This window comes from Acinetobacter sp. VT 511, assembly GCF_001077515.1.
GTDB classification, from domain to species: Bacteria; Pseudomonadota; Gammaproteobacteria; order Pseudomonadales; family Moraxellaceae; genus Acinetobacter; species Acinetobacter schindleri.
The window spans coordinates 263,077-281,830 of the sequence record NZ_LFRE01000089.1 but is presented as its reverse complement, the minus strand read 5'-3'; the positions used below and the strand labels follow the sequence as shown (position 1 = coordinate 281,830).

Here is an 18,754-nt window from a genome sequence, read left to right as displayed (position 1 = left end):
AACGCATCCCCGGATGCGTTTTTTTATGTTTCACTTTTTTTACTTTAAAGACTGCTCTGCGATGAGCTGCTTGATCAGACCAACGACTTCATACGGTCTTTCTAAAGGAAACATGTGTCCACCTGGCGTTACCGTAAAGGGAATACCAAACTTCTTCTGAACCAGTCTTGGAAACTGTCTTTTATGAAACAGGCTTTCATTACCTACAACAAGATGCATCGGCAGTTTGACCTTTGCTTGCGGTAACCACCATAAGGATGGATTGGTACGAAAGATATTCACTTCGTCCATTTTGGGAATGGTCAGCTCAACCCCACCCCGCACTGGGTCATCTTTCAAGGCATGATCAATATAGGCTTGAAAACACTCCTGATCAAAATCTTTATAAAAGCCCTTTGAACGTAGTAATTCTGCTGCCTGCTCACGGGATTCCCAATGATCACGACGGCGTAAAGATAAAGCAGCAGGTGACATCGTATCCACAGCCTTTAGCTTGAATACTTTTGCCATATGCAGCATCAATGAAGACGGTCCCATAATCAAAGGTGGGTCCAGCATGATCACCTGCTCGAACAGTTCGGGCCGTTGACGAGCAGCCATCATGGTTAAGGCTCCACCTAGCGAATGCCCCAGACCAATCACCTGGCGACCTTGTGCTTGGCGTACGATACTGTCGATTACTTGCTGGGTCAGGCTATTCCAATGATTATCAATCGGATAACGTTTATCTGGACCCAGCAACGGCACATAGATAATGTCATACTCATCTTTTAGTCCATCAAACAGTTTCTGATAGACACGAGAAGGCACGCCATTGGCGTGCGCAAAATGAATAATTGGCTTCATTGCAGTTTGGTCTGACTTTCAGTACTGAGTTTCTGAGCGACCGAGCTGGCAATACCTTCACCTAGGGAAGCCCCCATACGGCCTAAGATAGACTCAAATGGGCTGTATTCAACGGTGTAGTTCAAGGCTTTATCAGTTTTCAGTTCACGCTTCAGGGTTTGTAAGCTACCGGTACGGTCAGCAATACCTAATTGTACTGCCTGTTCACCCGTCCAGAACAGGCCTGAGAAAATTGCAGGATCAGTTGATTTAAGCTTTGCTCCACGACCTTGTTTCACTGCATTGATAAAGTGAGCATGCACATTATCCAACACCCCTTGAACATGGGCTTTCTGTGCAGCATCAACCGGCTGGGTCATCGAAAGTAGTGCCTTATTTTCACCCGAAGTCATGGTACGGTCTTCCACGCCCAGTTTCTGCATCAGGTTACTCACGCCATAGTTCGGCATGATTACGCCAATTGAACCGACCAGACTCGATGGATTGACAATAATTTCATCTGCAGCAGAAGCAATATAATAAGCACCCGAAGCGCCAGTATCACCAATTACAGCATACAGCTTTTTCTGCGGATACTGCTTTTTCAGGTACTGAATTTCCTGCCAGATTTCATCAGATTGCACTGGTGACCCCCCTGGAGAATTGATATTCAGAACCACTGCTTTCGCCTGCTTACTTGCATAAGCTTTCTTCAGCGACTTGATGGTGTTGTTACTATTCACACTTTGCTTGTCTGATGCAATCGTGCCAATAATATCAACCACCGCCAGATGCTCATCTGATGTTTTAGTGGCATCAGTCGATGCTGTACTGCAGCTTTTGCCCATGGCAAGGATAATAAACAGCAAATAGGCAAACGTCAGGAATTTAAAGAAGATCCCCCAACGACGTGCGCGGCGCTGCTCTTCTATAGAGGCAAGTACCGCTTTTTCAAGCAGTTTCCACTCAGGTCCTGTCGGTTGCTGAGGTTGTGGCGTATTTTGTATTTGATTTTCAGGTTTTGGTGGCCAATCGGACATAAACAATCCAACACATAATTATATTGTGCCCATTATATACATCGATTTGAGTATTTCTGTCTAAACCAGCAGTTTTATCCTATAATAAATTTCAATTATTCCTTCCCATTGCTCTTAATATCAATTCAATGACTGCACAAAGCTCAAAGAATTCAACCTATGGTTTGCTTAAATTCGTCAGCCGACTTCCGCTCCCAATTACGAGATTGATGGCAAGCAGTCTTGCGGGCATTGTAAATCTATTGAAGACTTCCAAGACCTCAGAAACTATTCGCTTTAATCTGAAAATTGCACTTCCGGAGCTTTCAGAACAGCAACGTGAAGAGATTACGCGTGCCTCAATCCGGAATGAATTGATGTCTTATTTTGAGTTTTTTAGTATTTGGGGCTCGAGCAATGAAAAAAATCTTCAACGTATCCATCATGTAGAAGGACAACATTTACTTAAGGAAGCACTTGCAGCAAATAAAGGGCTGGTACTGATTGTGCCGCATTTTGGTACCTGGGAAATCATGAATGCTTATCTCGCTCAATTTACTCAAATGAGCATTATGTACAAGCCAGTCAAAGATCCTGCCGTGGATAACTTTGTTCGTGAGGCACGGAGTCGTGAGCAGGCTACCTTATTACCCACCGATGAAACAGGCGTTCGTCAGATTTTTAAAGCCTTGAAACAAGGCGGCACGACAGTGATTCTTCCAGACCATACCCCAACTGCAGGCGGTGAATATATTCCTTTTTTTGGTGTACCACTCAGCTCAAGCAACCTCAGCGCCAAACTGATTCAAAAGACCAAGGCAAAATGCCTGTTCCTTTTTGCAATGCGTAATACTGAAGGAGGCTTTGATGTATTCTTCGAGCCCCTCGATGAGCAAATCTATAACTCTACCCCGAATCAGGGTACCGAGATTATTTTCAAGAAAATGGAAGAATTGATTCATCGTTACCCGGAGCACTACCATTGGAGCTATAAACGCTTTAAAGCGCATGAGTCTCTGGGCGGCACCATTTATCGCATTCCACAAGATGAAGCACTGGCTAAAATTAATGATCTGCGCCAGGCCTATCAGGACGAACAGGCAAAACTTGCAGCAGAAACTTTACAGACTTTAAATACAAATACAGCTATTGAATCTTAAGATCTTCTCTCTGCAACCATCTATATTTTGATCGATAAGATGTAAGATGTATTTGTTTTTCTTTAATAAAAAACTCGACGCTACCGTGCTCTGGCGTACTTAACAGTGGAATATTTAAAGCTTGTAATCGTGCTTGAGTCAATCGACTGGGATGGCCATAACGATTAAATCGCCCAGCAGAAGCAATCGCGATTTTGGGGCGGTAATGCTGTAAAAACTGATAGGCTGAACTGTGCTGACTACCATGATGCCCCAAGACCAACACATCGACTTTTAAATCCGGATAATCTCTTAGCAAATGAAACTCAGTTTGCCAGCCTGTATCGCCCATCAGTAAAAAATGCTGATAAGGCCAGGCATCTTTAACTTGTACATGGATAACACAGGAATTTTCATTTTTATCAGGTTTAAACTGATTAAGTGAGTCTGACCGCGGTGATAACACCTGAAAATAAATCTGTTCATTCCAGTTCCAGGACTGTCCCTGCTGACATAATTTAAATTGAGTACTTTCATTCAGTTCAGGCTGTTCACTGGCGATAAGCTCTGAAACCTTAAGTTGATCACGGATATGCATATAAGCTCCACTATGATCCTGATCCAAATGGGTCAATACCAGCTGATCAAGCTTAGATATTCCCTGCACGGATAGAAATGGAAGAATAATCTGCTCACCGATACTAAAACGACTTTCATCATAATTACCACCAGTATCCACCATCATGTTATGTTGGCCTTGACGGATAAAGATGCTTTGACCCTGCCCCACATCCAGCACATGCAATTGAAATGGCGAATGATAAAGCGGTATTGCCATGATGGGGACCAGTCCACACGCTGCCCATGACTTGGGTACCGCTCCACGCGGTATAAAAAGAATTACAAGAATAACTACACTCAATATCAGTAGCCATGGTGTCATTGCGACCGGGATCAGTTCAGGTGAAAACAGATGATCCAGTAGATTTAAAAAACCAAGTAACATACTGATCATCAGATCGTTCATTTGAAAGATCAGTGCCGCGAATGGTTCCGCAATGAAGAAAAATAGAGCGGCAATAATATCCAGTGGCACAATAAGTAGACCAATCCATGGAATCGCGAACAAATTACTCAATGGTGCGATCCAGGCCAGCTGTTTAAAGAAAATAATCATTAAGGGAAATAAGGCGACAAAAATTTTCCACTGAGATTCAACTAAAACTTTTACTGCAAAATATAGACGTTGTCCTGGACTTTGGATTACATCTCGTGGTTGTCGCTGTATGGTCTGATAAATTCGCAGCAAGACAAAACAGGCACCATAAGACAACCAGAAAGCTGCGGACAAAATACTAAAAGGATCCAGTAACAGTAATATTGCTGCACTTAAGATCAGTAACTTTAAAGGTTGTACATACTGCCTCAACCAGATACTGGCCGTGATCATTACACAGATCAACAAGGTACGTAGGGCCGGAATTTCAAAACCCACAAAGGCGCAGTACAGTAAGACACAAAGTAAAAAAGGTATACTCAGGTAAAATTGTCTGGGCCATTTCAGATAGAGAGCTGGAAAAAGCCTGGCTGTCAAAAACTGTAAACTCGCACAGAATATCAGTGCAAAAATCACTACATGCGGCCCAGAAATTGCCAGCAGGTGACTCATGCCGAAACGGCGAAACTGCTGTTCAATTGCTGGATCCAGTAAACTCTCATCTCCCGTTAGCAGAGCCAGCATCAATCCTTTGTTTCGTATTGGCTGTTGGTAAATAAATACTCTTAACTCTAATCGTTTTTGTTCAATCCAAAGAAGTAGCGAGGATCTTAAACTTTGCTGTTGGCGTAAATGCTGGCTAAAACCGAGTGCATAAACTTCTTGCTGGGTTAAAGGCTGAATCTGTTGAATACGAAATCCTGCCATCAGGTTCTGCTCAAGGTGCCATTTCTCTACATCGAATACACCGGGCGTGGCATAGGCATGTGCCGGTCGTACTTCCCCGTTTAGTCGATAATACTGTCCCAGCTGGAGTTGATTTGACATATTAAACGCAGCCTGCACTGGTCCTTCCTGTTTAACAGAACCTAGCCACTGCACTAGCGTCCCATTCGGCTGTAATACCTGTAAGGGTTGCTGAATAATATTGGTATTTATTTTGTTGAGCCGGGAGATATAAACGATAACTTCTCGCTGCCCAACTTCTTTCTCGATAAATTGCAATCGCTGATTAAGAGCATGATTGGCAAAGCCCTGCGCTAATAAAAAGCTCAGACTTAGGGAAAATAAAATAGAAATAAAACGTAGATAAACATGATGCAGCCTTAAATGGATGACCCGGTAGATAAGCAGCCATACCAGCATAATCAGGCAGACTGATCCTGCTGATAACTGGTATTCAGCTTTATTCCACCCCATTGTTGTCAAGCCAAGAATCCAGCCTACACCTAGCCATTGCAGCATGATTTTTCTTTTTATTGTTATTTTATGACGCAATAATAAAGCCCACCGGAGTGAGCTTCAATCAAAGAGGATTATTCCAATATTTTTAGGACAATATCAGTCATTCACCCATAATCCATCCTGCATATGCAGAATACGGTCTGCTGACTGAGCCAATTGCTCATCATGGGTTACGATCAGCATGGCCATATTGAACTCCTGACGTAATTCGGTCAGTAGCTCAAAAATTTTTACCGCAGTTTTACGATCCAGATTCCCGGTCGGTTCATCGGCCATCATCAGTTTTGGTTTCCCCACCAAGGCACGCGCCATGGCCACACGCTGGCGTTCACCACCAGACAGCTCGCCCGGTTTATGGGTTAAACGATGACTTAGGCCCACACGTTCCAGCAGATACTCAGCTTGCTGTTTCACTTCCTTGAATTTGCTGCCCTTACGTAGCATCAGTGGCATCGCGACATTTTCAAGTGCAGTAAACTCAGGCAGAAGGTGGTGGAACTGATAGACAAAGCCTAAGTGCTCATTACGTACATAACCGCGCTCAGCTTCAGACAGCGTATCAAAACGCTGGCCGTTCACCATCACGTGACCCGAAGTTGGACGATCTAAACCACCGAGCACATGCAGCAAAGTACTTTTGCCTGAACCACTTGAACCAACAATTGAAACAAATTCACCCGCCTGCACCTGCAAAGACAGACCACGGATCACTTCAACTGTAGATTTACCATCGGTAAAAGATTTTTGAATATTCTGGGCATCTAGAATGATATTACTCATAACGTAATGCCTCCGCAGGCTGAATCTTCGCTGCACGTAGCGCAGGATAGATTGTTGCTACAAAACTTAAGACCAATGACAACACAACAATCAGCACTACATCCTGCCAGCGTAGATAAGACGGCAAGTAGTTAATGAAGTAGGCATCAAACATATGTAGACCCAAAGTATTGTTCAGCCAGCCCACCAGACTACTAATACTGGTTGCAGCAATGATACCCAGAATTGCACCGGCACAGGTACCAATCACACCAATGACAGTTCCCTGCACCATAAAGATTTTGGTAATAGTCGCAGGTGAAGCACCTAAGGTACGTAAAATGGCAATATCCGATTTCTTGTCAGTTACTACCATTACCAAAGAGGAGACAATATTAAACGCTGCGACCAAGACAATCAGGAACAGTAGCAAGCTCACCATTGCCTTTTCCATCTGAATGGCACTAAACAGGTTACCGTGAGTATAAGTCCAGTCAGAAGCATAGAAGTTTGCTGGCAAATTCATGACAATATCACGTGAAACTTGCGGTGCCAGGAAGATATTATCCAGCTTCATGCGGATCCCCTGTGCACCATCTGGCAGACGCAGCAAAGTTGCCGCATCATTCAGGGCTATATAGCCCATCATTGAATCCACTTCTGCACCAATGCTGAATATTCCGACCACATTAAAGCGCTTAAAGCGTGGCACTACACCAGCAGGTGACGGCGTGGCTTCCGGCAATACCAAGGTAATACTGTCGTTTAAACCGACCCCCATTGAGTCTGCCATCTGCTTGCCCAGCACAATTCCGAACTCGCCTTTTTTCAGCTGATCGATACTGCCTTCAACCATATGATTTTGAATGATAGAAACATTCTTTTCATAATCTGGTTCGATTCCTGTGACCATGATCCCGGCAACCTGCCCTTGCGCAGTCAACATTCCCTGTAACTGGGTAAATGGAGCAACACCTTGAACATGTTCATGTTGTTCAATTTTTTTTGCAAGTTCAGGCCAATTTGTTAAAATTTGTGTTGAAGAAACAGTGGCTTGAGGTATCATTCCTAAGACACGATTTTTTAATTCTCGATCAAAACCATTCATTACAGACAGTACTGTAATGAGGACTGCCACACCAAGCGTGAGGCCGATCATAGAGACTAAAGCGATAAAAGAAATAAAGTGGTTACTGCGCCGTGCGCGAGTATATTTCAACCCTATGTACAGCGAGATTGGTTTGAACATAACCATCTAGTCCGAGGTAATAAATTATGGAAAATTTACAGCATCAGCATGGAGTTACTGAAAGACGTGTCATGTCACGCATCGATGCTGCCTTACGAATTAATTATCAGATTATTTCCGATGATGTAGCCTTAAATGATCCTTACGATGCTAATTTCGTATTGCCCCGCTATTTTCTACTACTTGCTGAGTTAGATCAATTTGATCATGCACTCAACTACGAATTAGAACAATTAGCTGAAAAAGATCAACAAATTGCTCGAATCTTATCCTTATTTAACCAAAAATTAAACCTGATCACCGGGTCTTTATACGATTCAATTGTACAGAGCATGTTACCTGTTCCTGAAGATGTGAACTTTTCCGAGTCTGGCTTAAGCTTTTTTAGTAAACATCTCATCAAGGAAGGCACCTATATTCACCTGACCTTAAGCCATCCAGAGAATTTCTTCCATATTGCAGCGACAGCGCAAGTGGTTTATAGCCGTGCCGAAGATAATGGCCAATTCCGCACTGGGGCTTATTTCATTACTCTACATCCACAGGACCGGGCAAAAATTAGTGAATGTGTGAAAGCTTACGAAATTCAATAATCTGACTAAATTATTGCTTTTTATGACGGGCCTGAATGCTCGCCCGAATTTCTTTCAGGAAATATACAACAAGACCAGACAATAAAATTACGACCCCCACCAAAGCAATGAGGGGCAATTTTTCATTATTCAGTAAAGCGCCTATCATTAGTGCCAACATCGGTGTCAATACATTGGTGAGCGACAAGGTAGTCGGTTTGATCTTCTGCACCAGTTTAAAATAACAGAACATCGCAATCAGCGAAGCCATTATCACGGCATACCCTAATCCAAATAGACTCTTGGCATGTGGCATGGCAGTAGGTGCGTATTGCCAGATAAAAGGCAGCATACCGATAGAGAAAATTACTGACAAGCCAATCGAGCCTGCTGCCTGTGCCATCGGATCAATTGGCGCATTAATCTTTTTCACCCAATACATAGACATGCAATAAACCAGTACACCAATTAGCGCAATCACAATCCCGACTGGTTGAATATGCTGATCCGCATCCCCCAGACAAATAATGGAAAGTCCTGTTAAGGCAATTGTCATCCCTAGCCATTGATTGAGAGAAAGATGCATCCCAAACATGAAGCGCCCAATCAGGCCGGAAATCACAGGTGAAAGACCAAACATCAGGGCAATGATACCGGAGCTAAGATAGTCTGTAGACCAATAGGTAAAGGTCTGCGAGCCGATAAAACTGCAGGCCCCTGCCAGATAGCTGTGCAAGGAAACACGATCAAATGGTAACCGGGTTTTAAACAGCCAAAGTAGTCCCAAAGCCAAAGGCAGAGCCAGAAAGAACCGGATTGCCAATGCCCACATTGGATGCAGATCTTTCACACTCCAGACAATTGCCAGTGGTGTGGTGGACCAGATGAAAACCAGTAAGGCATAGGTTACCATCAGGTTACTTTGTTTGGGCATTTGAAAATTTTCTCGTTATTTTGCAGCTGTTTTACGCTTTTGCTTTTGAATGGTTTGATCGAGTGAACTGGAAAACTCGCGTTTATCACGCTCAGAAATTGGTGGCGGTCCGCCAGTTTGTACCCCTGCGCCACGCAGCGTATCCATAAAATCACGTAAATGCAGACGCGCTTTGACATTTGCCGTGGTATAGATTTCACCTCGTGGATGAATGGCAATACCACCTTTTTCAATGACTTGTGCCGCCAGCGGAATGTCCTGGGTAATCACGATGTCATGTTCATTCATACGATCTACAATTTCCTGATCTGCCGCATCGGCACCACTGAGTGCCTGAATCGAGTTAATACGAATTGAAGGAGTGATGCCTACAGGCTGGTTTGCTACAAAGGTCACTTCAAGCTGATAACGGTCTGAAGCGCGAATAATGACATCTTTAAGAATACGGGGTAATGCATCGGCATCTACCCAAAGTTTAAATGGCAACACGCATGGGTCCGGGATAGAAATAAATGTCATCTATTCTAGCAAATGCAGTGCTCATCGTTCCGGTTTTCTTTATACCCTTTTGATATGAACATGTTTGGTACACCCTTTGGACAATTACAACTATGCTGATCTCTGGACTGCGAATAAGAATTGACAAGAATCTGATGGCAATTTAATTTTAAAATTCATCTGATTGACTTGAAAAATCAGAATGACCCTCGATTAACTATAAATAAGCAATCCCAGATCAATTGTGCATATGAAAAATTCAAACAGTCCTGAGATCATCACTATCGATGATCAAAACTTCGGTAGTCATGTTGAACACTGGAATCTCCTTACAGACAATCCAGGTACCGATGTGCCGAAGTGGTTAACTCAGGCACTTGATGCCCCGGTCATGCCGATGGGTCTCTGCAAACAAGAATGCGATATGGATGAAAACACCTGGCTGATTCAGGGTCCGAGCAAGGCCACTGTGCAGTTAAGCCAGATCATTGAGGTGGAAAGCAATAAACCCAAAGCTGTGAAAACTGCCTTTCCATGCTTCGACAGTCCTTATAAAGTGAAGGCACAAATTGAACGGATTATCAGCTGCAAGTCTAATACTCAAGCCGTGTTACGCCTGAATCTGGGTCTGAACAATATTGTGTATGCGTTTGACAGTCTGTATAGCGTCAATCATACACAATATGATAAAGATCAAAATTATCTGGTGAATCTGAATGCCTGGGCTTATGAACTCGAGCCTGTAGCGGAACATGAACATCTGATTGTCGATGATCCGGCTTCAATCAAACATCACCGTGCGCTGAATGATATTCTGGCAGCCAACAATGGCGTTGCACCAGAAAATCTGCAGGAACAGATTGATGCGTGGGAACCTAAATCTGAAGATGATAAAGCTCCGGTTACTGTAGATTTCTCTAAAATGGTGGCTTACCTCTATGGTGAAACCATTGGTCAGGAAGATGAAGCCTGGTTCCAGGGCAATATTGTCGGTAAGACTTCAATGCAATTTATGGATCAGGAATACACTCTTTATGATGTCACCTTGATTCATGATGAAGGTCGCCCTGCCACCCTGCTCCGTGTTGCTACGCGCAATCCAGCACATAAAGACTTTAGTATCGGGCAATATATCCGTGGCAATCTATGGATTCAGGCCAACATTTATAGCAAAGCCTAAAAATTTTACAGTTTAAATTCAAAAACAGGAAATATTCACATCCGTTGAATATCTCCTGTTTTTTTAAATAAAGATTTTTCATTAATGATTTTTATTGAGCTGGTTATTTTATCCACAATTTACCCTTCTAAATACACTTTATAAATTCATAAATTAATCACTTATCCACAATTTTAAATTCAAACAAATTCATTTTTAAAATAATGAATATTATTTATGATATTGGCAATACCCTGTAAACAGTGACTCTTGCTTTCGCAGGATTAAATAAATAGATTTATTTAATGGATAAAAAAATAATAACTTTATGCAGTTAAATTAAAAATGTACTTTATTTAACCAATTTTTTATGATAAAAAGGCTCATAACAAATAGTAATTAACGATAAATAGATCGGACAATAATATCTATGAAAATCGTACAGGAAGAAAATTTACATCAAGTCGAGCATCATCTTCGCTCGAGCTATGACATTGACATGATGTCATGCTTGTTTTTTGCCTTGGGCATGCTGATCTGCGCCTTTCTACTTCATCTTTTCGTGTTTTAATTTTCAGAATCGGAAGATAAAAAAACCCAGCCTGAGCTGGGTTTTTTGCATGCTGAATTTAAGCGTTGCGTTGTGCAAACTCATCCATGAATTTTACCAGTGCCTGAACACCTTCAAGCGGAACCGCATTGTAGATACTTGCACGCATACCACCTACTGAACGGTGACCTGCAAGGTTCAACAGATGATTTTCTTCAGCTTCTTTCAGGAACTGTTTTTCCAGTTCAGGTTTCGCCAAAGTAAATGGCACGTTCATCATTGAACGGTTTTCTTTGGCAATCGGGTTTGCATAGAAATCGCTAGAGTCGATATAACCATACAGCAGTTCAGCTTTTGCGAGGTTAGCTTTATAAATTGCATCCACACCGCCCTGCTCTAACAACCATTCAAATACCAGACCTGACAGGTACCAGGCATAAGTTGATGGAGTGTTCACCATAGAGCCGTTTTTCGCTTGATCTGCATATTTCAGGATGCTTGGAATTTCCGGTTTCGCTTGATCCAATAGATCTTCACGGATAATGACCAGCGTCAGACCAGCAGGACCAATATTCTTTTGTGCACCGGCATAGATCAGACCAAATTTAGTTACATCGATTGGCGCAGATAGAATACTTGAAGAGAAATCACACACCAATGGCTTGTCAGTTTCAGGAATATGGGCAAATTGCAGGCCACCAATCGTTTCGTTATCTGCATAGTGCACATAAGCAGCATCATCTGACAGGTTCCAGGTACTTTGCTCAGTAATCGCTAATTTACCGTCAGCAGTTTTAGTACCTGCTTCAATGACATTGATGTCACCATAGCGTTTTGCTTCTTTTAGTGCTTTTTCAGACCAGATGCCAGTATGGATATAGTCAGCCTTGTTGTTTTTACCTAACAAGTTCAACGGAATTGCAGAGAACTGTAGCGATGCACCACCCTGTAAGAACAATACTTTATAGTTCTCAGGAATGTTCATGAGTTTGCGTAGATCTGCTTCTGCTTTCTCAGCAACCGCGACGTAGTCTGCACTACGGTGACTCATTTCCATGATCGAAAGACCCTTGCCCTGCCAGTCGAGCATTTCAGCTTGAGCTTTTTCAAGAACGGCAGTAGGTAATGCAGCAGGACCAGCACAGAAGTTGTACGCGCGCATGATTTTTCCTTTCAGAGTGAAACACAATAAAATGATGGCATTTAACCATATCTGGACTTAGCTTGCACAAAATTATTTCAATCCATGAATGAAGATAGAGTCAAAAAATCAATGTAGATTCGAGGGATAAATTTAATTTCTACTGTTAACTTAAAGTTTTCGTTAAATCGTTTATAGCGGCCTGAACAACCAACCAAGAAATACTAGTAGTATCTTTATTAGGATTAAAATTCGATATCATATGTTCATAAGGATGAATTAAATTTCTAAATTCTCTGAGAGAATAGGAGAATCTTTTTACATCAATTTCAATCCAACCTAATGAATGAGCAACATCAATCATTTCACTCAATTTCCATTCTGAAAAAGGTTTAACCTTTCCTTCTCGGGTTTTAGGAGCTGAATATGCTTGATTAGCAAGCTTAATGTTTTTATGAATTACTCCTAAAAGTAATCCTTCCAATAAGCTTCCCATAAGAATTACCGCCGATAAATTAGCATCAGCTTCGATACAACGTTGGATTTCGTCCCATCTATAATCAAGAATTTTTCCTACACCAGGTTCTAAACCTAATACTAGAAAATTGGGTCTAGGGATTGGCTTGAATTCAGGTTCAATCTTCTCACTAAAATTTATTTGTATTTTTTTAAACTTGGGTTCAATTTCTTCCAGATAAATTTCGAAGCCTTCTATATACAAAATTTTGTTAAGAAGTCTTAATGCACTTATTACTTTTGAATGATTTCCACTATATTCTTTTGGAGAAGCCAATCTTTTTAAAACATCAGCTAGCTGACTTTTACTACAACTTACAAGTTGCTCAAATACCCATTTAGCACGTGTTGATCCATCATGATAAACAGGTATACCTACACTATGAAAAAAGAAGTTAGATCTGAACCTTTTCGATAAACCGGATATATTTCTTCATTTGTTCCACATATGAATTCTGCTAAATTTTCTAATGTTTTTTTATCCATTTTTTAGAATCAATCTCAATATTTATGTTTATATTTTACACAAAATATATATTTCGATATTAACCACAGAATTTGCTTCTTATATAAATGATTCCTATAAGTCGTGATTACAACACTATTACAACTTTCCTTTTCTCCTAACCTACAAGCACTTGACTTATAATACTCATAAAACTGATTTAATATGATTTTGCATCTCTACTTTATGAATATGAAGAAAAATAAACGATGTGTTTACTGGGGTCTGTCTGTACTTGCATCCATGATGTATGGCGGCTTTGCCTATGCACAAACTATGAGCTTTCAGGATGCAGAACGACAACTGCTGCAACGTTCCTATACCAGTCAGGCTTTCCAGAATCTGGAACAGGCTGCAAAACTGGAAGCAGAAGCGGTTAAAGGCATTGGTTTACCACGGGTTGATCTGAATGTCCGTGCTTATGCCTTTCGTAATGAATTAGACATTCCTTTAGGTGCTGTTAAAAATAACCTTGAGCAGTCACTTACCAATGGCTTAAATAATAAAATTGATGAGTTTAATTTAGACCAGGCTATTGCCGACCCGCTTAAAGAAAGCTTGAAGCAACCTATTCAGGATGGTGTTGGTTTAATTCCAGATTCATCCAATGTTGTACTTAGAGATGAAGTTATTCGCCCTACTATTTCAGTGATGATGCCACTTTATACCGGCGGACTTACCCGTAGTGCCAAAGAAATAGCCAGTATTCAGGCGGGACGCAGTGAATTGAGCAACCAGCAACAGCAGGATACACAACGCCTTGAACTGATTCAGGCTTATTTTAATGTGCAACTGCAAAAACAGTTATTGGAAGCCGCACGTTTTAATTCAAATGCCATGCAGCAACATTACCGTAATGCGCTGAAAATGGAACAGCAGGGATTCATCAGTAAGGGTCAGCGTATGCAGTTTGAAGTGGCGCGCAACAATGCTGATCGAACACAACAAAATACTCAGGCGAATCTGAATGCTGCCTTATTCCAGCTGAATAACTTTCTACAGGACAGCCATATTACCGAACTGAGCACACCTTTATTTGTAAATCGTGCTGAACCTCAAAATGTAAATATTCTGCTCAGCAGTTTTAGCCAAAACTCTCCGCTTATTAAAAAAATGAAAATGGATACTGAGCTGGCCAAAGCCAATGTTAAAGCCCAGCAGGCAACAAAAAGACCCAATGTATTTGCCTTTGGTGAATATAGCTTGGATGAAAACCAGAACTGGATTGTCGGCGTTGCAGCACGTTATAACTTATTTTCCGGCATTGATAAAAACAAGAATATTCAGGCTGCCGAACTGAAGCGCCATGCAGCAGAATTGATGACGGCACGTACCCAGCAGGAAATTGAGAGCCTGATTTATAAATCATTTAGTGAGGCGGTCAGCGCCCAGCAAAGTGATCTGTTATTACAACGAAACCTGAAAGCAGCACAAGAAAATCTGCGTATTCAGGAACTGTCTTTTAAGGAAGATGTTGGCACCGCGACTCAGGTAATTGATGCGCAAAATATGTTGAGTGGCCTGAAAGCTGAAATGGCCCTGAATGCCTATAAATACATCATGTCACTTGCCACTTTATTGCAAAGCCATGGCTCAATTACTGAATTTCCAGACTATATGCAACATGCCAATACTCACTATATTCGTTAATGGAGCCAAACATGACTGATGAGCAAAAGCCAGAATTTCCTGTTGATGAACCGGCTTCAGAAATGAATCACATCGATTCACCCAAAGAAAGTCCTGCTGAAACTAAACAGGACAAATCTACCAAGAAATACCTGCTGTTAGGTCTGATTCCAGTCATCCTGGTTTTAATTGGCTTTGGCTTGTGGAAAACTTATCAGCCTAAAGACATCGAACTGCAAGGTCGGGTTGAGGCTGAAACCGTACAGGTCGCGACCAAGGTTCCAAGCCGGATTGAAAAAATTTATGTGCAGGAAGGTGATGACGTCAAGCAAGGTCAGGTATTAGTTAAGTTGCATAGTCCTGAAATAGAAGCGAAAAAACAGCAGGCATTAGCAAGCTTGCAATCTGCCTTAGCCTTACAATCGACAGCCGAACGCGGATCACAAGAAGAAAATGTCGCTTCACTGTATGCCAACTGGCAGTCTCTCAAAGCACAGGAACAGTTGGCAAAAACCTCTTATCAGCGCGGTGCAAACCTGTTTCAAGAAGGTGTAATTTCCCGTCAACGCCGAGATGAGCTATTTGCTGCCTCACAGTCTGCCTCCCAGATGACTGAAGCTGCTTATCAGCAATATATCCGCGCTAAACGTGGCAGTACCCCAGAACAGAAAAGTTCAGCAGATGCACAGGTCGACATTGCCCGTGCAGCAGTCGCTGAAGCCAGTGCCCTGGAAGCAGAGACTGAACTACTGGCGCCTATTGATGGTACAGTATCTAAAACCTATGGCAATCTCTCTGAGCTGGTTGCAACCGCAGTACCTGTGGTCAGTCTGATTTCGGCAGAACGCTGGGTCAGTGTGAATATTCGTGAAGACCAATATGCTTCCCTAGGTGAACAAAAGCAGCTCGAGGGTTTTATCCCGGCACTCAATAAAAACGCAATATTTAAAGTAAAAAGTATTAGTGCTGAAGGTGAATTTGCCACCATTAAAACCACACGTCAGACTGGTGGCTACGATATTCGCAGCTTCAAAGTCCACCTTGTACCAGCGACTACAATTCCTGAACTGAAAGTTGGCATGAGTGTGCTGTTTAAGCTGCAAGAGTCTTCAAAATAATGTGGGCAGGTATCCGGCGCGAACTGTGCTATTTACTCAGGGAAAAATGGGATCTGGCCTTGGTTGTACTTGCCCCTGCCTGCATTTTGATTTTACTCGGCAGCATGTTTGCTCAAGGCAAGCCCGATCATTTAGCGATTGCGATTATTGATCAGGATCAAAGCCGCCTGAGTACCGAGATTTATAATCATTTATCGCTAAATCATACCCTACAGATATATATCGTTTCTGATCAGACCATTGAAGTAGAAAAACTGCTGAATCAGAATAAAATCTGGGGTTATATCCATATTCCTGCGGGCGCAGAACAACGATTAGTCACAGCCCAGGATGCTGAAATTAGTATTGCCTTTAATCAGAGCTATTTTAGTATTGGCAATACTATTTCTTCGGCTATGTTCTTGAGCACGCTTCAGGCAATGGCAGAATTTACTGGCAGGCAGTATCTGGGTAATACCCTACCTTATCTGGAGGCACCGACACCTAATATTAAAATTTCCCCGCTGTATAACCCGCAATTAAATTATGAATTTTATCTGGAACCTTATATGGTTCCGGCAATTTTGCATTTGTTATTGTGCTGCTGTGTAGCATTTGCTGTAGGACAGGAAATCAAGCGTCATACTTTTAATCATTGGATTAATGGACAAAATCTCTGGTCAGCATTACTGTCTAAAAATCTGGTCTATGTCGCAATTTTCTGTTTCTGGACCTGGGTCTGGATGCTGTGGATGGTGGAGTTTCGTGGCTGGTTTATTGCTGGTTCATTATGGCTGATTTTATTGGCACAGGCCCTATTCTATAGTGCCTATGCCTTTATCAGTAGCGCGGTCGTACTGGCAACGCAGGATCTAAGCAAATCTTTTGGTTTGCTGGCAGTCTATGGTGGCTCATCGCTCAGCTTCGCCGGTGTCACATTGCCTCTCAATAATGCACCACTGTTTACCCAACTCTGGGCCAATATTATTCCCTATACACCTTATGCCAAATTACAGACTGAACAATGGGTGATTGGTAGTCCCTTATATCTCTCAGCTCAACCAATATTCATACTGACTACCTATGTGGTGCTTTATGCTGTATTGGCCTATGTATTTTTAAAGAAAATAGTGAAAGGAGTGTCCACATGAAAGCACTCTGGGCCGCTTTCTGTAAAACTTTTAAAGATATTGTTAGCAATACCAGTATTTTTACTACGTTAATCCTATCTGTACTGTTTTACAGCTTTTTCTATCCAATGGCATATAAGGCTGAACACGCAGAAGCCTTACCCATTATTATTGTCGATGAAGAGCAAAGCGACTTAACCAATACTATTATCAGTCATGTTAGCCAAAGCCCGAATGTACAGATCAAGGCAGTTACCGGAAATTTTGCGGAGGCCAAACAGTGGGTGGAGGCTCAAAAGGCTGACGGGATTTTGTTATTACCAGACAACCTTTCACAATCCATTCGACACGGTGAAAATGGCGGGATTGGGCTGTATTTAAGTGCAGCGAATTTCCTGATTACCAAACAGATCGGTTTAGGCCTGGTTGGTTCTGTCGAAAATACCTTAAGTGAATATGCAGAACGCTTTAGCGAAATTTCGCATTTCTCTCCTGCCCTATCGATTCACCAGATTCCACTATTTAATCCACTTTCTGGCTATGGAAGCTATGTATTTCCAGCGGTTGCCCCACTGATTATTCATCAGACGATTTTTCTGGGGCTCAGCATGTTGATTGCGCTGTATCGTGAAAATAAACAGGTGATCAATTTGACGACCTTATGTGGAATCAGTCTGGCAATTTTGACCATTGGCTGTCTGGGGTGCTACTACCTGTTTGGTTTCACCTTCTGGTTGTTTGACTATCCACGTGGCGGGAATTTCTGGGGCATGCTGCTGGCTGTTCCGGTTTTTGTATTCTGCATGATCGGCATCACGACCCTGTTCGCCAGTTTTCTGGATATGCCAGAGCGTGCCGGACATGTTATTGTCTTTACCTCAATTCCCTTATTTATGCTGTCCGGAGTCGCCTGGCCGCATGCCGCGATGCCCTTCTGGATGCAAATGTTTGGACAGGCCATGCCTTCCACACAGATCGTACAGATGTTTATTCAACTGAATCAGATGGGCGTACCGACCAGCATGATTTTAGGGAAACTCGCCTATCTGCTGATTGTTGGAATTTTTTGCTTTAGCTTAGGCTATTATCGCCTATGCTTACGCATTAAATAATGCTTGAACCATGTTAAGCTAAAAGCTTATTCCCCATATACGCGGATATAAAAGTTCTGGATTTTGCTGCTGCCGTTGGGCTTGTCAAAGCTGACATCGTATTGCACCAGATTGTTTGGATAAGCGATTTCATAGCTGACCTTGTATTCACTTGGTTGACCTGATTTTTCAACAAAAGTTTTTACCATCAAGGTCTTAGACTTATACTCACCTTCAGGAATGGAATGCGAAAATTTCTTCATGGTTTTCTGATTTTCCTGAAAATACTGCTGTAATTTCGGATCCAGATAACTTAAAAATTCTTCATACTTACCATCACGCAAGTCATTATAGGCAATTTCTGCTGCCTGGGCTTGGGCTGTACTTGGATCTGCTACCTGTTCGGTAGTGCTACAACCGGCAAGAAGAGCTAGCCCAGCAAGTGACATCAATTTAGTTTTCATCATGGTCATTTCCAGT

17 protein-coding genes are annotated in these 18,754 nt (G+C 42.1%); 7 read left to right on the top strand and 10 right to left on the bottom strand.

Going from position 1 to position 18,754, the window contains the following annotated elements:
- Window positions 1–39: 39 nt before the first annotated feature.
- On the bottom strand, window positions 40–846 hold the full coding sequence (locus ACS72_RS14115) for an alpha/beta fold hydrolase (protein WP_008302411.1): 807 nt from the start codon (window positions 844–846) through the stop codon (window positions 40–42).
- Window positions 843–1,865 (bottom strand): signal peptide peptidase SppA, encoded by a 1,023-nt coding sequence (sppA, locus tag ACS72_RS14110; RefSeq protein WP_008302409.1) that lies wholly within the window; start codon window positions 1,863–1,865, stop codon window positions 843–845. The genes ACS72_RS14115 and sppA overlap by 4 nt, the downstream gene beginning before the upstream one ends.
- Before the next feature lie 128 nt (window positions 1,866–1,993).
- Here sppA and ACS72_RS14105 point away from each other — a divergent pair, with 128 nt between their 5' ends.
- A complete protein-coding gene (locus tag ACS72_RS14105) occupies window positions 1,994–3,004 on the top strand; it encodes a lysophospholipid acyltransferase family protein (RefSeq protein WP_034591971.1) in 1,011 nt (336 codons plus the stop codon).
- Here ACS72_RS14105 and ACS72_RS14100 read toward each other — a convergent pair.
- The 3 genes from ACS72_RS14100 to ACS72_RS14090 form a co-directional block, all read right to left on the bottom strand.
- Window positions 2,991–5,444 carry a DNA internalization-related competence protein ComEC/Rec2 gene (locus ACS72_RS14100; protein ID WP_048882444.1) on the bottom strand — a complete coding sequence of 818 codons (2,454 nt, stop codon included), beginning with the start codon at window positions 5,442–5,444 and terminating at the stop codon, window positions 2,991–2,993. The two genes, ACS72_RS14105 and ACS72_RS14100, sit on opposite strands and share 14 nt — an antisense overlap.
- 96 nt (window positions 5,445–5,540) lie before the next feature.
- Window positions 5,541–6,224 carry a lipoprotein-releasing ABC transporter ATP-binding protein LolD gene (gene lolD / locus ACS72_RS14095; protein WP_004815072.1) on the bottom strand — a complete coding sequence of 228 codons (684 nt, stop codon included), beginning with the start codon at window positions 6,222–6,224 and terminating at the stop codon, window positions 5,541–5,543.
- Window positions 6,217–7,452, bottom strand: a complete 1,236-nt coding sequence (locus ACS72_RS14090) for a lipoprotein-releasing ABC transporter permease subunit (RefSeq protein ID WP_048882443.1) — start codon at window positions 7,450–7,452, stop codon at window positions 6,217–6,219. Before ACS72_RS14090 ends, lolD begins: the two co-directional genes overlap by 8 nt.
- Window positions 7,453–7,478: 26 nt before the next feature.
- Here ACS72_RS14090 and ACS72_RS14085 point away from each other — a divergent pair, with 26 nt between their 5' ends.
- Complete coding sequence (locus ACS72_RS14085; RefSeq protein ID WP_048882442.1) at window positions 7,479–8,045, top strand: PilZ domain-containing protein; 567 nt, start codon at window positions 7,479–7,481, stop codon at window positions 8,043–8,045.
- Window positions 8,046–8,055: 10 nt separating this feature from the next.
- On the opposite strand, the gene ACS72_RS14080 is transcribed toward ACS72_RS14085, so the two are convergent.
- The gene (locus tag ACS72_RS14080; RefSeq protein WP_048882441.1) at window positions 8,056–8,958 is read right to left on the bottom strand and encodes a DMT family transporter; all 903 of its coding nucleotides are present in this window, start codon (window positions 8,956–8,958) and stop codon (window positions 8,056–8,058) included.
- A gap of 15 nt (window positions 8,959–8,973) precedes the next feature.
- Window positions 8,974–9,477: a YaiI/YqxD family protein gene (locus ACS72_RS14075; RefSeq protein WP_163165409.1), complete on the bottom strand. Its 504-nt coding sequence runs from the start codon at window positions 9,475–9,477 to the stop codon at window positions 8,974–8,976.
- Window positions 9,478–9,706: 229 nt separating this feature from the next.
- On the opposite strand from ACS72_RS14075, the gene ACS72_RS14070 reads away from it, so the two are divergent.
- Window positions 9,707–10,636 (top strand): hypothetical protein, encoded by a 930-nt coding sequence (locus ACS72_RS14070; protein ID WP_004815058.1) that lies wholly within the window; start codon window positions 9,707–9,709, stop codon window positions 10,634–10,636.
- A gap of 608 nt (window positions 10,637–11,244) precedes the next feature.
- On the opposite strand, the gene serC is transcribed toward ACS72_RS14070, so the two are convergent.
- Entirely contained in the window at window positions 11,245–12,327 is a 1,083-nt protein-coding gene (serC, locus tag ACS72_RS14065; protein WP_048882440.1) for a 3-phosphoserine/phosphohydroxythreonine transaminase, read from the bottom strand.
- Window positions 12,328–12,472: 145 nt separating this feature from the next.
- Complete coding sequence (locus tag ACS72_RS14060) at window positions 12,473–13,099, bottom strand: hypothetical protein (RefSeq protein WP_228156241.1); 627 nt, start codon at window positions 13,097–13,099, stop codon at window positions 12,473–12,475.
- Between the two features lie 414 nt (window positions 13,100–13,513).
- On the opposite strand from ACS72_RS14060, the gene ACS72_RS14055 reads away from it, so the two are divergent.
- From ACS72_RS14055 to ACS72_RS14040, 4 genes are read left to right on the top strand one after another with little or no spacing between them, the layout of a single operon-like run.
- Window positions 13,514–14,977 (top strand): TolC family protein, encoded by a 1,464-nt coding sequence (locus ACS72_RS14055; protein WP_048882439.1) that lies wholly within the window; start codon window positions 13,514–13,516, stop codon window positions 14,975–14,977.
- A gap of 11 nt (window positions 14,978–14,988) precedes the next feature.
- The gene (locus ACS72_RS14050) at window positions 14,989–16,074 is read left to right on the top strand and encodes an HlyD family secretion protein (RefSeq protein WP_048882438.1); all 1,086 of its coding nucleotides are present in this window, start codon (window positions 14,989–14,991) and stop codon (window positions 16,072–16,074) included.
- The gene (locus tag ACS72_RS14045; protein ID WP_048882437.1) at window positions 16,074–17,204 is read left to right on the top strand and encodes an ABC transporter permease; all 1,131 of its coding nucleotides are present in this window, start codon (window positions 16,074–16,076) and stop codon (window positions 17,202–17,204) included. The genes ACS72_RS14050 and ACS72_RS14045 overlap by 1 nt, the downstream gene beginning before the upstream one ends.
- A complete protein-coding gene (locus tag ACS72_RS14040; RefSeq protein WP_048882436.1) occupies window positions 17,201–18,295 on the top strand; it encodes an ABC transporter permease in 1,095 nt (364 codons plus the stop codon). Before ACS72_RS14045 ends, ACS72_RS14040 begins: the two co-directional genes overlap by 4 nt.
- A 26-nt stretch (window positions 18,296–18,321) precedes the next feature.
- On the opposite strand, the gene ACS72_RS14035 is transcribed toward ACS72_RS14040, so the two are convergent.
- Window positions 18,322–18,738 (bottom strand): DUF4878 domain-containing protein, encoded by a 417-nt coding sequence (locus ACS72_RS14035; protein ID WP_008302383.1) that lies wholly within the window; start codon window positions 18,736–18,738, stop codon window positions 18,322–18,324.
- Between the last annotated feature and the right edge of the window lie 16 nt (window positions 18,739–18,754).

Excerpts from the sequence above, each read along its gene's own strand:
- ACS72_RS14115 (WP_008302411.1), bottom strand. The coding sequence starts at position 846 with ATGAAGCCAATTATTCATTTTGCGCACGCCAATGGCGTGCCTTCTCGT.
- sppA (WP_008302409.1), bottom strand. The coding sequence starts at position 1,865 with ATGTCCGATTGGCCACCAAAACCTGAAAATCAAATACAAAATACGCCA.
- ACS72_RS14105 (WP_034591971.1), top strand. The coding sequence starts at position 1,994 with ATGACTGCACAAAGCTCAAAGAATTCAACCTATGGTTTGCTTAAATTC.
- ACS72_RS14100 (WP_048882444.1), bottom strand. The coding sequence starts at position 5,444 with ATGCTGCAATGGCTAGGTGTAGGCTGGATTCTTGGCTTGACAACAATG.
- lolD (WP_004815072.1), bottom strand. The coding sequence starts at position 6,224 with ATGAGTAATATCATTCTAGATGCCCAGAATATTCAAAAATCTTTTACC.
- ACS72_RS14090 (WP_048882443.1), bottom strand. The coding sequence starts at position 7,452 with ATGTTCAAACCAATCTCGCTGTACATAGGGTTGAAATATACTCGCGCA.
- ACS72_RS14085 (WP_048882442.1), top strand. The coding sequence starts at position 7,479 with ATGGAAAATTTACAGCATCAGCATGGAGTTACTGAAAGACGTGTCATG.
- ACS72_RS14080 (WP_048882441.1), bottom strand. The coding sequence starts at position 8,958 with ATGCCCAAACAAAGTAACCTGATGGTAACCTATGCCTTACTGGTTTTC.
- ACS72_RS14075 (WP_163165409.1), bottom strand. The coding sequence starts at position 9,477 with ATGACATTTATTTCTATCCCGGACCCATGCGTGTTGCCATTTAAACTT.
- ACS72_RS14070 (WP_004815058.1), top strand. The coding sequence starts at position 9,707 with ATGAAAAATTCAAACAGTCCTGAGATCATCACTATCGATGATCAAAAC.
- serC (WP_048882440.1), bottom strand. The coding sequence starts at position 12,327 with ATGCGCGCGTACAACTTCTGTGCTGGTCCTGCTGCATTACCTACTGCC.
- ACS72_RS14055 (WP_048882439.1), top strand. The coding sequence starts at position 13,514 with ATGAATATGAAGAAAAATAAACGATGTGTTTACTGGGGTCTGTCTGTA.
- ACS72_RS14050 (WP_048882438.1), top strand. The coding sequence starts at position 14,989 with ATGACTGATGAGCAAAAGCCAGAATTTCCTGTTGATGAACCGGCTTCA.
- ACS72_RS14045 (WP_048882437.1), top strand. The coding sequence starts at position 16,074 with ATGTGGGCAGGTATCCGGCGCGAACTGTGCTATTTACTCAGGGAAAAA.
- ACS72_RS14040 (WP_048882436.1), top strand. The coding sequence starts at position 17,201 with ATGAAAGCACTCTGGGCCGCTTTCTGTAAAACTTTTAAAGATATTGTT.
- ACS72_RS14035 (WP_008302383.1), bottom strand. The coding sequence starts at position 18,738 with ATGAAAACTAAATTGATGTCACTTGCTGGGCTAGCTCTTCTTGCCGGT.